This is a genomic window from Enterococcus sp. NPDC086594 (genome assembly GCF_044746145.1).
Taxonomy (GTDB): domain Bacteria; phylum Bacillota; class Bacilli; order Lactobacillales; family Enterococcaceae; genus Enterococcus_D; species Enterococcus_D entomosocium.
In genome coordinates, this window is the sequence record NZ_JBIVBP010000007.1 from 123,894 (window position 1) to 138,183 (window position 14,290).

The 14,290-nt window shown below is 41.5% G+C and carries 14 protein-coding genes and 1 other RNA gene; 3 read left to right on the plus strand and 12 right to left on the minus strand.

Annotated elements, in window-relative coordinates:
* Nucleotides 1–41: 41 nt before the first annotated feature.
* Nucleotides 42–368 carry a hypothetical protein gene (locus ACIPK1_RS12015; protein WP_005236019.1) on the plus strand — a complete coding sequence of 109 codons (327 nt, stop codon included), beginning with the start codon at nucleotides 42–44 and terminating at the stop codon, nucleotides 366–368.
* 158 nt (nucleotides 369–526) lie between these two features.
* Here the strand turns inward: ACIPK1_RS12015 and ACIPK1_RS12020 are convergent, their stop codons facing one another.
* The 8 genes from ACIPK1_RS12020 to ACIPK1_RS12055 all read right to left on the minus strand — a co-directional run bounded on the left by ACIPK1_RS12020 (nucleotide 527) and on the right by ACIPK1_RS12055 (nucleotide 6,181).
* Nucleotides 527–760, minus strand: coding sequence for a hypothetical protein (locus ACIPK1_RS12020; RefSeq protein ID WP_005236021.1), 234 nt, complete (start codon nucleotides 758–760; stop codon nucleotides 527–529).
* Complete coding sequence (locus ACIPK1_RS12025) at nucleotides 757–1,137, minus strand: hypothetical protein (RefSeq protein ID WP_005236023.1); 381 nt, start codon at nucleotides 1,135–1,137, stop codon at nucleotides 757–759. The genes ACIPK1_RS12020 and ACIPK1_RS12025 overlap by 4 nt, the downstream gene beginning before the upstream one ends.
* A gap of 83 nt (nucleotides 1,138–1,220) precedes the next feature.
* The gene (locus tag ACIPK1_RS12030; protein ID WP_008379840.1) at nucleotides 1,221–1,880 is read right to left on the minus strand and encodes an HD domain-containing protein; all 660 of its coding nucleotides are present in this window, start codon (nucleotides 1,878–1,880) and stop codon (nucleotides 1,221–1,223) included.
* 147 nt (nucleotides 1,881–2,027) lie between these two features.
* Nucleotides 2,028–3,542, minus strand: coding sequence for a carboxypeptidase M32 (locus tag ACIPK1_RS12035; RefSeq protein ID WP_400451004.1), 1,515 nt, complete (start codon nucleotides 3,540–3,542; stop codon nucleotides 2,028–2,030).
* Nucleotides 3,539–4,702: a class I SAM-dependent RNA methyltransferase gene (locus ACIPK1_RS12040; RefSeq protein WP_005236030.1), complete on the minus strand. Its 1,164-nt coding sequence runs from the start codon at nucleotides 4,700–4,702 to the stop codon at nucleotides 3,539–3,541. The genes ACIPK1_RS12035 and ACIPK1_RS12040 overlap by 4 nt, the downstream gene beginning before the upstream one ends.
* A 66-nt stretch (nucleotides 4,703–4,768) precedes the next feature.
* An RNA gene (gene rnpB / locus ACIPK1_RS12045) (RNase P RNA component class B) lies at nucleotides 4,769–5,134 on the minus strand.
* A gap of 19 nt (nucleotides 5,135–5,153) precedes the next feature.
* On the minus strand, nucleotides 5,154–5,564 hold the full coding sequence (gene gpsB, locus ACIPK1_RS12050; protein ID WP_005226142.1) for a cell division regulator GpsB: 411 nt from the start codon (nucleotides 5,562–5,564) through the stop codon (nucleotides 5,154–5,156).
* 71 nt (nucleotides 5,565–5,635) lie between these two features.
* On the minus strand, nucleotides 5,636–6,181 hold the full coding sequence (locus ACIPK1_RS12055) for a DUF1273 domain-containing protein (protein WP_400451026.1): 546 nt from the start codon (nucleotides 6,179–6,181) through the stop codon (nucleotides 5,636–5,638).
* A gap of 70 nt (nucleotides 6,182–6,251) precedes the next feature.
* Here ACIPK1_RS12055 and recU point away from each other — a divergent pair, with 70 nt between their 5' ends.
* Nucleotides 6,252–6,890: a Holliday junction resolvase RecU gene (gene recU, locus ACIPK1_RS12060; protein ID WP_008379833.1), complete on the plus strand. Its 639-nt coding sequence runs from the start codon at nucleotides 6,252–6,254 to the stop codon at nucleotides 6,888–6,890.
* Nucleotides 6,880–9,201: a PBP1A family penicillin-binding protein gene (locus tag ACIPK1_RS12065; RefSeq protein ID WP_034872636.1), complete on the plus strand. Its 2,322-nt coding sequence runs from the start codon at nucleotides 6,880–6,882 to the stop codon at nucleotides 9,199–9,201. Before recU ends, ACIPK1_RS12065 begins: the two co-directional genes overlap by 11 nt.
* Nucleotides 9,202–9,277: 76 nt before the next feature.
* Here the strand turns inward: ACIPK1_RS12065 and ACIPK1_RS12070 are convergent, their stop codons facing one another.
* From ACIPK1_RS12070 to ACIPK1_RS12085, 4 genes are all read right to left on the minus strand, one after another.
* Complete coding sequence (locus ACIPK1_RS12070) at nucleotides 9,278–10,477, minus strand: hypothetical protein (RefSeq protein ID WP_016611736.1); 1,200 nt, start codon at nucleotides 10,475–10,477, stop codon at nucleotides 9,278–9,280.
* Entirely contained in the window at nucleotides 10,477–11,328 is an 852-nt protein-coding gene (locus ACIPK1_RS12075) for a hypothetical protein (protein ID WP_400451007.1), read from the minus strand. The genes ACIPK1_RS12070 and ACIPK1_RS12075 overlap by 1 nt, the downstream gene beginning before the upstream one ends.
* A gap of 121 nt (nucleotides 11,329–11,449) precedes the next feature.
* Complete coding sequence (gene lepB / locus ACIPK1_RS12080) at nucleotides 11,450–11,929, minus strand: signal peptidase I (protein WP_015509748.1); 480 nt, start codon at nucleotides 11,927–11,929, stop codon at nucleotides 11,450–11,452.
* Between the two features lie 18 nt (nucleotides 11,930–11,947).
* A complete protein-coding gene (locus ACIPK1_RS12085) occupies nucleotides 11,948–13,999 on the minus strand; it encodes a glucosaminidase domain-containing protein (RefSeq protein WP_144330375.1) in 2,052 nt (683 codons plus the stop codon).
* Nucleotides 14,000–14,290 lie beyond the last annotated feature (291 nt).

Below are 14,290 nucleotides of genomic sequence, written 5' to 3' on the forward strand. Positions count from 1 at the left end.
AAATTTTGGAGTATCATAAAAGAAAAGGAGGTTAAAAAACCATGTTAAATCCCTATTTTGCCTTTGGCGTACCGGCATTCCTTTTGGTTTTATATGTAGCTTTTGCTCTTTTTCGCCGGTCTTCCGATATACCCTACTTAGGATTTGCCCTATTCATCATTGCTGGTTTTCTGACTGGATTTAGTTTACAAGTCATTCAACAAGCCATCAATGAAGTGGAGAAAACTTCTCTTGAACACGTGCAAGAAACCCACCTTTACTCGCCCTACTTATTAGCGATTCCATTGATTGTGGGCATTCTTTTACTTATTCTCAACTTGATTCGCGGCTATCTAAAAGTCAAAAACGTTCGTCTGCGGACAAAATAAAAGCAACCTACCTAGAAATACGAAATGATCCTGTTCCTCTTAATGGGAAATGAGATCGCTTCGTATTTTTTTTGGTAAGCTGCCTAGATTGCTAAATCCCTTCAAAAGATCCAACCACCACTCCCGTAGTAAAACAGTTTATCAACCACAAAAAGCGTTTATTCGTCGGCTAGTTCTTCATCCAGGTCTGTCTCTGACGTATCAGCAAAAGATTCTTTTACATCATCATTGACTTGTTCCAATAAATATTGCCAGTCACTATTCGACACAACCACCACATCGATATTCTTTTCTTCATCGATCAGCTCGAGATTCGAAACATCCTCTCCTAACTGCTGGAATAGGTCAATCAATGTTTTGTCTTGGAGTGTTACGTATTCAGTCCGTTTCATTCTTCTTCCCCCCATGAATCAAAAAATTCATAAAACAAGATATCGAAACTAGTAAGATCGGTCATCTTTTGTAAAGTAGATAGATCTAAACGAATAAACGCTTTTTCCACTAATAAATAATGGTTTTCTTCCAACGCTTCTTCGATAAATGGTAAAATCTCTTCCTCGTCCCCTAATGTCTCACTAGAGATTTGTTCGATTTGATCAAACAAGCGATCATCTTGCAACAAAAAGAATTGATCGTCGTAAAGATAGACTGCGATTTGATATTGCCGGATGGGTAGCTCAGCCCGAATGACAAAAAAACATTCCCCTGAATTGGAAATCGCTGGCAATAGTTCACTCGGTTGTAATGCCTGTTGGTAGTACATTTCCATCCCTCCTTTGTACTTACTATTATAAAGAACAATAAAGGAAAAAGGAAATAATCGAATTGCAGTTTAAAAAACTCTAAACAAAGTTAGACATCCCATTCTGCATAGAATTCTTCTAAAAAATCCTTCATGAAAGCCACGCGTCGCTGAGCTTCTTTTTTGCCATAATCCGTGTTCATCTTTTCAGGGAGCAAAAATAGTTTCTCATAAAAATGATTGATCACCGTCGTCCCTTTTCGGTAATCCTCATGATTTTGAAACGTCTTTGGGGCTAAGTCACTGACATGGATCGGGTGTTGATGACTGCCACCAAAATAGCTCGTCCGTAAAATACCGATCGCACCTAAAGCATCGAGACGATCTGCATCACGAACGACGCGGCCTTCTACTGAGACAACTTGTGCGCCTTGCAAAAGTTCTTTTGAAAAAGACAGATTTTCGATAATAGAAAAAATTTCTTTCGTTTGTGCTTCACTTGCCCCTGCTGCAGTCAAACAAACTCGCACTTCGGCATAAGCCGCTGTGACATCCGCCACAACTTTGTCATCCACCGTATCATGCAAGTAAGCTGCTGCCTGTACGACAAAACGATCAACCGCCAATTCGTCGGCATCGATGATAGCTTGACTTAAGCCCGCCACCCGTTTGACATGATCAAACCCATGTCCTGTGTAATCATTCCCCAAAATACTTTCGGCATAGGCAATTACTTTGCTAAGATCGGTAACATTGTTTTCTTCCTTCATCTTTCTCCTTCTTTCGATACGAAAGCAGCAAGCCTTCCTTTTTTCAGTGGTTATCGATACAAAAGGAAAAGAAGTTCAACAAAACGAGCACCCCACGAAACAGTTAGGGCGGCAACGTCTTGCGAAGCTTCTTTTCACTCGTTTCTTTTAAGCGAAATCTTGCGCCTCGCTGATTTTATAGACACTAAAATAGATCTTACGTAAATAGTCTAATAGATATTGAGGATTCAATAATTCATCCGTTGCATCTAAAATCAATTCATTTGGTTTCTTTGATGCCCCATATTGATGGATATTTTCAGTCAGCCATTTACGAATCGGTGAATAATCATCTGAAGCCAACACTTCATCGACATTGATTTCTTTTTCCATCGCATGCAGTAATTGCGCGGCATACATATACCCTAACGCATAGGATGGGAAGTAACCAAAGCTGGAACCTGACCAATGAACATCTTGTAAGATTCCTTCAAGGTCATTCTCTGGACGAATCCCTAAATATTCCTCGTATTTGTCATTCCAGATTTTCGGCAGTTCATCGATCGATACTGTTTCGTTAAAGATCATTTTTTCGATCTCGTAACGAATAATGATATGGATTACGTAAGTCAAACTGTCAGCTTCAATACGGATCAAGCTGGCTTTAGAATGCTTCAAAGAATCATAGAAGGTGTCAAAAGACACATCATCAAACGAGCCTTCCGCACATTCTTGGAAAAATGGGTATTGCTTGGCCCAGAAATTGCGATTACTGCCGATAATGATTTCATTAAAAAGCGATTGAGATTCGTGGATCCCCATAGACGCTCCTTCATGAACCGGTGTTCCTTCGTATTTTTCGTCAATATTTTGCTCGTACATTCCATGTCCGGCTTCATGAATTACACCGAATAGTCCCATTGAAAAATCGTTTTCGCTCCAACGAGTAGTCAAACGCACATCGTTGTGATTGATCCCCGTAGCAAATGGGTGGACCGTATTATCCAAGCGGCCGCGAGAAAAGTCATAGCCTAAGTCGGCAATCACTTTTGAGATAAATTTACGTTGCTGCGCTTCGGTCATCTTACGTGACAGGATCGAAGTATCTGGTGCTGTTCCTTTTTCAGCCAATTGACGACGAATATCCATGATACCGTCTCTCACTTGTGAGAAAACATTATCCAAGATCTCAACCGTCATATTTGGTTCGTATTGGTTTAACAACACATCATAGTTTGTCAGCTCATTCTTCTTCCAATAAGGAATCAATTCTTTCGTCAAGCGAATATTTTCAGAAAGTGCGTCTTTAAATAAAGAAAAATCTTTTTCTTTACGGGCTTTGAGCCAAGCAGTATGTGCTTTTGACGTTGCTGCGGAAGCCGCCATCGCCAACTCATTTGGTACATCTTTTTGCAATTCATACTCTTCTTTGACTAGCTGATAAGCCGCTTTCCCAACTTCTGATAATTCTTCTGGGTGTTTCCCAAAATAGCTGATTGCTTCTTGGATCGGCTCTCCAATTTTTTTGTCAAAATAGAGGCCATATAAATAGCTGTCAACTTCCGCCCGGTAATCACTGGCTTTTTCTGGCATCCCCGTTTGATTGTCCCAGCCTAAGATCCCCATTGCTTGTTGTAATAGATCGATTTCTTTTAATTCTTTCAGAAATTCTTGTTCTTTCATTCAGCAAACTCCTTTTTGCGTGGCGGACGTTGTCCCCAGTATTGGAAGAGATCGGTACGAATCGCACCGTTGTATAATTTGCGTTTTTTTGTCGCTTTTTCGCCGTAATGGGTCTCAAAAGTCAAGTCACTGGTCAAAAAGTACTTGCTCCAGGTTTTAAGCGGTCGAAACACTTGGCCCATTTCTTGATACAGTCGCTGAACAGACTCTTCTTCTCCTAAGCGTTCGCCATAAGGAGGGTTAGCCACAACGACACCATACTCTTTTTCTGTTTTAAAGTCTTTAACAGCTTGTTGTTTGAAGGTGATCGAGTCTCCTAGACCGATTTCTTCCGCATTCCGGCGGGCGATCTCAATCATTCGACCATTGATATCCGAACCGGTAATATCTAATTCGACATCATAATCTGCTGCTTCATCTGCTTCTTTCCGTACTTTTTCAAATACTTCTGCTGGGAACCAATCCCACGTTTCGCAAACAAATTCCCGATTAAATCCAGGGGCGATATTATGGCCGATCAAAGCTGCTTCAATACACAATGTGCCTGATCCACAAACGGGATCGACAAAAGGCTTGTCTTTGTACCAATTTGTCAGCATCACTAAAGCCGCAGCCATGTTTTCTTTCAGAGGTGCGCCCCCTTTTTCTAAACGATAGCCGCGTTTAAACAAACTAGGGCCAGTCGTATCCAATGTGATCATCGCATGGTCTTTCAATAAAGCGACTTCTAATTGGAAAAAAGCGCCAGTTTCAGTCAGCGGCACACTTGCCGGACGATGATATACTTCTCTTAAGCGATTGACGATTGCTTTTTTGGTAATCGCTTGGCAGTCAGGTACACTATACAATTTTGATTTGATTGATTTTCCGGCTACTGGAAATTCAGCGTCTAACGGTAAAAAGTCTTCCCACGGTAACGCTTTAACTTCTTCAAACAGCTGATCGAAAGTCAATACGTCAAATTCCCCAACGACGATTTTGATACGGTCGGCTGTACGGAGCCACAAGTTCGCGGTAGCAATGGTCTCCATTGTCCCTTTAAAGCGCGCTCGGCCGTTTTCAACCTCACACTCGATCCCTAAATCCCGTAATTCTTTGCCCACTAGTGCTTCTAAACCGCTCGCAGCGGTGGCAATACAATTAAATGTTTTTTCAGTCATAACGCTCTCCTTCTTGGTATAAAAAAACCTTCCGTTGCTGGAAGGATTCCCTGATAGGTTGTGATTTTCTATAAGCCATGTTTTGTCCGTATTTTCCTCAGGGAGAAGAAAACACTGGGTAATTATCTATCTGCAATTACTTGCCTTCTTGCTCCGTTCATTTCCGTGCAAAAAGTGCCCCTACCATTGTTTGGGTTGCTCGCTCGAGGGGTTTACCGCGTTCCACCAAGACGGTTTCCCGGCTTGCTTCGTCACTGTGGCACTTTCAAGGATACTTTGGCATAGCTTGCACCTTAGCCATTTTTCCTGCCGTTACTTTCTCAAGTACCCTAGCTTATGGTTTCGCTAGGCACGAACACTACAAGCGTCTCAGCTTGTGCGAGCATGGACTTTCCTCAGCATAATCGAGTTATGCCGCAATTACCCGAAAATCACAACTATCTTTTCTACATTAGAATTGACGGGTTTTTTCGTTGTCGTCTTCAAAATCAGCATTTGTATAGTTGCTGTTGTATGAAGAAGAACGAGTGACAGGTTCTGATTCACGATCAAGCTTTTTGCCAAACACTTCTTTTTCAAGATTAGACAAACGTTTTAAAATATCAAAATTTGTGACTGTTTGGCTTTTCGGTGCTTCTTGTTGAACACGAGAAGCGATTGCTTGGTTTTTCGACAATTGATCGATTTTCGCTGTCAGACGATCGTTTTCTTCTTGCAGGGCTAAGATCTCTTTATTGTAGCTTTCGTAGTCTTTAATGATATTATCTAAAAACTCGTCCACTTCCACTGGATCATATCCACGCATTTTTGTTTTGAATTCTTGTTGCAGAATATCTTTTGGACTATAAATTAAATTTGCCATTATTTACACCTCATTGTTTATTCCAAATGGTTTTCACTTTCTAGACCATTCTATCAAAAAATATACGAAAATCAAAGTAAATTACTATCAAATGTTGCGTTTTGTAAATCATCCATTGTTATTTGATGAATAAAGTAGGGATTTTGCTCACTATAGGCTTTCGCATCTCTTAAGAAATAATTAGGTTTTCCTGGAAATTCGTCATCATATAACACAAGTGCACCTTCAGTATGCTCCAGTAAAAACGCTGTGTGATTTCTTAATTGACTGGGGTCTTGGTAAGGCTTATGGCTGGTGGCATTGACATAATCGGCAAATGACTTCGCTGTTTGCAGTGCCTGTTGATTCGTTTCGTTCCAATTTTCACCAAACCCTTCAAAAGGAAAAATAATTCCTAGTTTCAGTTCCGGGTATGTTTGTTTTAATTGTTCAATGGCTTCGGCACACCACAGCTCTGCTCCAAGATTCCCGCTGATCAAGAGCCATTCTAGCCCTTCTTCGACATAATTGGTCAATGCCGACATTATTACTTTCTTAATAACTGCAATCTTGTGATCTTTTGCTTGAAAGACACCTAATTCATAATTACGATAGCCAGTAAAGTATAAGGTTTTCATTGTTTCTCTGGTCATCTCTTTTCTTTCCAAACGACTTTTTGGTATAATGTTGCCTAGGAGTGTGAACAACATGGTTATTCGTTACCCGAATGGACAATCTACTACCTATGATGACGGCAAAAAACAAAAAATGCAAGAAAAACTAATAAAGCCAAAAACGTATGCCAATCGTGGGATGCGTTTTGAAGAAGCGATCAATGAAAGCAACCTTTATTATTTAAATCGCAAACTTGCGGTCATTCATAAGAAACCGACACCAGTTCAAATCGTCAAGGTAGATTATCCGAGAAGAAGCGCCGCCGTAATTAAAGAAGCCTACTTTCGAGAGGCCTCTACCACCGATTACAATGGGGTTTATCAAGGGCAATATATCGACTTTGAAGCGAAAGAGACTCAAAACAAAACGTCATTTCCCTTTAAAAATTTTCATCCACACCAAATCAAGCATATGGAAGACTGTTTGGAACAAGCGGGATTATGTTTTGTTCTTTTATGGTTTTCTAGTCTACAACGCTGCTTTTTTCTAGATAGCAAGTGCTTAGTTTCTCAGTGGCACCTGCAAAAGGAAACTGGAAAAAAATCAATGACGTTGGCCTATATCGAAACCAATGGGATCGAAATCATCCCCACTATTGCGCCGCGTATTCCCTATTTAAAAGCAGTTGATCAATTTTTAACGATGAAGGAGAATGATGAGTATGGCAAATGAATCACAATCGAGGACCTCTCGGCATGATTCTAAGAAAGGCACTGCTAAAAAAGCACCAAAGCCCCCTAAAGCCAAAGGCAAACGAAGTATTGGGAGTATTATTTTAAAAGTGTTTATGGGCCTATTTTTCTTAGGCTGTATCGGGATTTTATCAGGAATGGGGCTGTTTTGGTGGTACGCCAAAGATGCACCAGCACTTGATGAAACACGTTTGGATTCGACTGTTTCTTCGCGCTTTTATGCCTCCAACGGTGAATTGATCACTGAATTCGGAAGTGAAACGAGAGAAAAAATCACCGCAAGTGAGATTCCCCAACTGCTGGAAGATGCGATCGTCTCTGTCGAAGATCGTCGGTTCTATCAGCATATCGGGGTCGATCCAATCCGAATCGTTGGTTCTGCATTATCCAATGCCACAACCGGCGGTATGCAAGGCGGAAGTACGTTGACTCAGCAATTGATCAAGCTGTCCTTCTTTTCTACCAGCGCCGAAGATCAAACGTTACGAAGAAAAGCACAAGAAGCTTGGATGGCGGTTCGGCTTGAACAAACCAAATCAAAGCAGGAAATTTTGACTTACTATATTAATAAGGTATATATGTCCAACGGGGTTTATGGAATGCAAACAGCTGCTATGAAGTTTTACGGCAAACCTTTGGCTGAACTAGACCTAGCGCAAACCGCTTTGATTGCTGGTTTACCAAATGCCCCTTCTGCGTTTGATCCTTTCGCTCATCCTGATAATGCGAAAAGTCGTCGAGATGTGGTTTTAGGCGCAATGCTTGAAAACGAGAAAATCACGCAAGCGGAATATGATGCGGCCGTTGCCGAAGATATTCAAGAAGGATTGCAAGAAAACCCTCGAGAAAACCAAGAGTGGAAATACTTTGATAATTACTTCAACGAAGTGATCGCAGAAGTTAAAGAAAAAACCGGCAAAGATGTTTATACCGATGGCTTAGATATTTACACCAATGTCGATATCGATGCGCAAAAACGGTTATATGACATCGTCAACAGCGATGATTATGTTAATTATCCAGACGATAAGATGCAGGTTGCCGCTACTTTAGTTGATGTCAATACGGGCAAAGTCACGGCTCAAATTGGTGCCCGCAACGTTGATGACGTTCTAGCAAACAACCTGGCTGTCAACGTCGCTCGGGACTTTGGATCGACCGTTAAACCGATCACAGACTACGGCCCTGCCTTCCAATTTCTACAAGACTCTACCGGTAGAATGATTTTAGATGAACCTTATACTTATAAAGGAACCGATATTCCTGTGTACAACTGGGATCGCCAATATATGGGCAATATCACGCTTCGAACTGCTTTAGCAGAATCCAGAAATGTACCAGCAGTGAAATTGTTTGATGAAGTTGGAGCGGATAATATCGCCGACTTTCTTAGCGGGTTGGGTATCGAATACCACACGATTACTCAATCTAATGCGATTTCTAGCAATACGGATAAATTAGATGGCACAAAATATGGGATCTCCAGCCTGAAAATGGCCGCTGCTTATGCTGCGTTTTCAAACGGTGGAACCTATTATGAACCTCAGTACGTCAACAAAATCGTCATGCAAGATGGGACCGAAGATGAAGAATCCTTTAAAGTTGATGGTCAAGAAGCAATGGATGATACGACGGCTTATATGGTGACCGATATTTTGAAAGATGTTATTTCTGTCGGTACTGGAACCAATGCGCAAATCGATGGGTTATACCAAGCAGGGAAAACGGGAACTTCCAATTACACCGATGACCAGCTAGCACAACTGGATACATCAAACGGTGCTTATCCGGATATTACTTTTGCCGGCTATACTCCCTCCTATTCATTGGCGGTATGGACCGGATACAACGACAAAATGACACCGATCACTGATAGCAGTACCCATGTGGCTTCAGATGTCTATCGTGAATTGATGCGCTATGTTTCTGCTTCTGTAGAAAACACGGACTGGACAATGCCAGATGGACTGACACGGATCGGAAGAGAGCTTTATCTTGAAGGGACATACACGCAGCCAAGCTATTCAGCACCAAGTTCGTCCAGCAGTAGTTCGTACGTTGAACCGACGACACCTTCTACAGAAAGTAGTGAAGCAACACCATCAAGTACAACAGAATCATCAAGCGAAGTGACACCCCCAGTGACAACACCTGATGAGGATGATTCATCTTCGGTCGTTACACCTCCTGCTTCTAGTCAGGATCCTGGCTCAACAACGCCTTCCAGCAGTGAAGAAAATCCTTCCTCACCGCCGGATCCACCAGAACCAAATGATGGTAACTCCGAATAACTGAGAATAGTGAAAAACAGTAGATCAGATTTTGATCTACTGTTTTTTTTACTAACGACCATATAAATGTAGAAGCTTACTTTTCAAGTTCTTCAAAAAGCAATTTTTTATCTGAAAGCTGATAAACTTGATTATGCAGATCGTCAAACAAATGAATCACATTTTCTTTTGTCTCGTTCACTTCAAAAAGAATCTCCTTGGCACGATCATGAATGCCATCGATTCGCATTTCTGTCGTACGGATCATTCGTTCAGATTCGATCTTCGCTTCTTGAATCGTGCGATTTGCTTTTCTTCTAGCAAAGACTAAAACCTCACTGATTTCTGTTTGGAACTGCTCGTTTTCGATTTGTAAGGTTGCATTTTCTTCCCGTAGTGCTTCGATCTTCGCCTGAAGCTCTGCGACTTCTTCATTTGATTCGCTAGCTGAAACTTTTGCTGCAAGCTCTTCTTTTTCTGCCAATTGCTGTTTCAAATCAGCAATTACTTCTTGCAACTGCTGGATTTCTTGCCGCTTCAACGTCCATTCAGCGCGTTCCTTTTCGTAATTTTGTTTCTCTTTTTGCTCTTTTTCTTGCTGAACAGCTAACTTAGCTTCTAATTGCTGGATCTTTGCTTCAAGTTTTTCTGTATCTACTTTTCTAAGCTGTTCTTCTAGGTCTTTGACTTTCTTATTCGCTTCTACTAGCGAAGCTTTTAATTCTTTTGCCTCTGCTTCTTGTTGAGCCACTACCTTCTGCTGTTTTTTTAACTGTTTTTTTTCTTCCTGTAGTTGCTCGTTTTCTAAAATCAATTCTTTAATTTCAAAAGATAAATTTTCAATCATATGATCCTTTTCTTGTTCTTCCGACTCTTGCTTATGTGTCTGGTTTATACTCAATTCTTTCTCCATACGTTCTCCTTTATCTTCAACGAGTTGACTATCCTTGGCGTGGTTATCACGGTTCCCAGAGGATTTTTGCTGCACTGCTATCTTTTTGACACTTTGATCTGTCTGTTGATCAACAGACACTCTTTGGTGAGAAATCGGTTTTGCTAAAGTCTGTGCGACAGGTTTCGCTGTTTCTTTCTGGGTTTTAGGGGGTTCATTGTCCGCTTGTCGATTGGTTCCTTTCTCTTTTTTTTCAGGCGTAGCCTTTGCGGACCCTTGATCCTCAATGATTCCCTCTTCTTGATTTGTCTCCTCAAATTCATTCAGCTCTCCTATGGATAATTGATTTACTTCATCCATTAGCTTTTGGACAGAAAACAAACCTTTGTTTTTCTTTTTCATCATTAATTTTTCACACTGCCTTTTTGTTCATTTGTATTGATCGTTTCACTTTGATCCGTTTGAGGAGTAGAGGATATGCTTTCGCTCCCCTCGTTATTAGCTACTTCTTGAGCGTCAGTGTTTGGAAAGCTGCGTTCTAAAAGGGTCCAAACTCCATTCTCGTCACGAATGATCGCCTGCTCAAAGGACTGATCAGAATCCTTGGAAAATTGAACAGAGAAGGTTCCTTGGGTGATCAAGGGAACGTTCTGCATATCATGGAGTAGACGAGAAAAATTTTCTTCCCATCCGTTTAAGTCATCAATTGATGGTAATTTGCTAGATAGAACAATCGAGATTTCTTGCAAGGGCTGATCAACAAAAATCATCGCTACGGTGCGACCTAGATATGGTGATAACTGATAGGCCAACTCATATTCAGCTGCAAACTGTGCTTCACGATCATTGGATACGAGTAAATGCTCCCAATCAATCGCTTCAAAAGCAAAGCCGTTCTCAGGATAAGCAAAAATCGGCATACGCATCCATTCCGTTTGCTCAGTTCTTAGCGCGAAGACTTCCTCTTTCAATTGACTAGTTTCTTCTTGCAGCCTTTGCAAATGAATGCCGCCTGTCAGCTGAAAAACTGTTAGTAGCAAGACACTTACGATTATGGCACTACTGCAGCCCAATACAATTAGCAGGTGCCCACTGCGCAGGTTGTGCTTAAATAAACGCAGTTTCCTTTTGGCTAAAGCATCTGACGACAGCTGCTTTTCAACTTTTCTTAATAAATATTCTCGATACAATCGCCAACCGATGATACTACCTGCTCCAATGGCAAGCAGTATCATCCCAATATAGATAAAAATCACAGTCTCTTCCTTCCATCAAAACTAAAATTCGTTTTATTCATCCCTTTTGATACAAACTTAGTCTCGTTGATATGTTGCAAGAAATGAATCATCGCAAACTTCCTTTCAAGAAGCTGATGTGTCAGAAGAACGTGGTCACCACACCATAAAAGGTTTTACTTGAAATGATTCCAAATTCTCTACTATCACTTGAAGTGAGCAGTGCATCGCCAACGACAAAGTACTCATCTTCTTTGAGGTACCCCCGAATCGGCAACGCCTCAACGGCTTCATCCTTCACAGTGATCATAAATGAAAAATCAAAGTCAGTATCCTCCGCCCCAATCAACAAACGCTCCTGTGTACGAACGAAGGAATCCCCCGGCACACCAATCACTCTCTTGATCAAAAATTTCCCTTCCTGTTCGAAAGCGATCAGCTGATAGCGATTTGGCTGGCGCTTTTTATGGATCAGCACAACTTGTCGATCCTCGATCGTCGGCAGCATGGACGTTCCTCTGACTAACGCCAGTCGATACGGCTGAAGAAACGCAATAAGCAAAAGGACCATCAAAAAGATACCGCTGATAGGAAGACCTATTTGTCTATGCCTTTTACTCATATTGCCAGCCCTCCATCCTTATTTTGGCATAATATATGAAACACTTGATGAGTGCGCCAATTCATTGCTGATCACGCGATAAGAGATTGTGGTTCCACCATAGACATTTCCTTCTGAAACCAAAATACCATTTGGACCAACGGCTTCAACAAAAGCGACATGCCCATAACGAGGATCAGATCCAGCTGTTCCAGGTGCAAAAGAGATCATACTGCCTGCTTTAGGTGTTTGACTGACGTTGTAACCTAAACGTCGTCCGGTATTGCCCCATTGACCACCATTTCCCATGTAGTCATCTACTTGACCGCCTAATTGACTCACGCGATTGAACACATACCAAGTACATTGTCCAACAGGATACGAACCAGAAAGATTGTAGTCACGACCGTTGTATTCTCGAAATGTCATGAGGGAGCGATACTCTTCTGGAATTTGTTCTTTTCCTTGGATAAACAAGCCTGTTTCTGTTGCGATCACTTGGTCATATTGCGTCAATCCATAGACCGCAATCAGTGAATTGATTTTTTTACTATAATTAACATCGGTCGCATAAGTGCCCGTCAAAGCATCTGCTGCCCGAAGATAGTTTTTTGATTCAGAGCGCCACACGTCTTGATAAAAGGTTGGATTTCCAGTGATTCCTCCGCGAATCAATTTGACATAATCAGCCATGGAATCTCGATAACTTGAATAGGAACGAAAGGCGGCTTGAATTTGGAATAGTTCTCCGTTGCCTTTATCTTCCATTGTTGGTAAAGTCACGCTGTTTCCTTGATAACTGCCTTTGATCCCAAAAAGGTTATAATGGGGACTGCTGGAAAGCCCGCTGTCGCCACTGCCGCTTTCAAGGATCGCTTGCGCGATCAATACAGAAGCAAAGACATCGTATTCTTGCCCTAAGCTTTGGGCTTCTTGTGCCAATGTTTCAATAAACGTCTGGGTCTTTTGATTCACTGTAAATTCGTAAGGGGCTGGATATTCAGTAACTAGCTTTTCGCCATATGTAGCCAATTCAGGATTTGATAGCCGTCTGATCGATAGCAGCTCTTCGATAGAAACCCGCTGAACTTCGATGGCAGTTTTCGTTGGCTCTTCTTGATTTGTCACTAAACTTGCTTGGTAACCATCTGCGAGGTAGATACCGATTAACTTATTTGCGTCATATAAAAGATCCCCCGGTTGTAATTGTTCAACCTGCTGTTCTTTTTCTATCCAGCTAGCTTCTCCTTTTATCACCGCTTTGATCCGTTCATTGATCCATTCGTCCATCGTCAATGGTTCTTCTAGTTCACCAATTTGCCCGATGATCTCGTAGACGAATGCCGCTTGCCATTGCGCATCATAATCAGCTAATATCGGCAAGGTGAAATCTAACAGATTCGAATCTGCGATCTTTGCTGCCCGAAAACTCTCTGGTAAATCAATGGTACGTCCATCATAAAAAGAATTTTTCCAGTGAGAAGTAGCATCTGGTGATTGAACGACAGGGTTTATTACTTGCTCAGGTGCAATAATCGGAGGTGTTTTCGGCTCCTCTTTTTTTGCATTTTCAGTATTTTCGTTGCTCTCAGTTGAAATTTCATTTTCTTTTGGTGCCAATGACTCATCAATCAAGTCGGTCTCTTTTGGCTTGTTCTCTGTTTCTACTTCTAGATCGTCCGTTTCAGCATCTATTTTTTCCTCTTCCTCGGAAGGTTCCGCGGACTCTGATTCCTCTAGTTCGGTCGTTTCCGATGACTCGGTCGTTTGCGTTGAGTCTGCTTCTTCAGACGAATCAAGAGATTCTACAACGGTATCTGCTGTTTCTGAATCCATAAGCGGCTCATTTGATTCGGAGGATAACTCGGTCGAGCCCTCCGTTTGCTCTTTGCTGACGTCTTCTTGACTCTCTTGGGCTTCTGCTGCCGATGAATCTTGGTCATCAAGTTGCTGTTCGACATTTGTATTTTCTGAATAGTTATCAGGCTGAGGGCTTTCTTTCGCCAGTAATACGGGAGAAACAAAAAGTTGGCTTGCTAAAATCCCAGCACTGAATAATGTTAAATATGACTTCTTTTTTCTACTCTTCATACAGTTTCCTTTCTCTTGTTTCAGCCGGCATCCTTGGTTTTGATCAAAACCTGACGAACTGATTCAAAGTTGCTTGAATAGTTTTTGCACGAGTTTAGGTGAACTCTGTATCTTCGCGATTATTTTTGAAGCAAACGATTGATTTAGCCAGCTTAAGCAGATTTTGCTCAGCAGCGTGATCTACCATAAAAAAGCGTTAAAATCCACTGCTTTTCAACCGATTTATTCACTGTCTTCCTATCAAGAATGGAAGCTGTCATAGGCGTCAACAGCTTCCATTTGATAAGATTG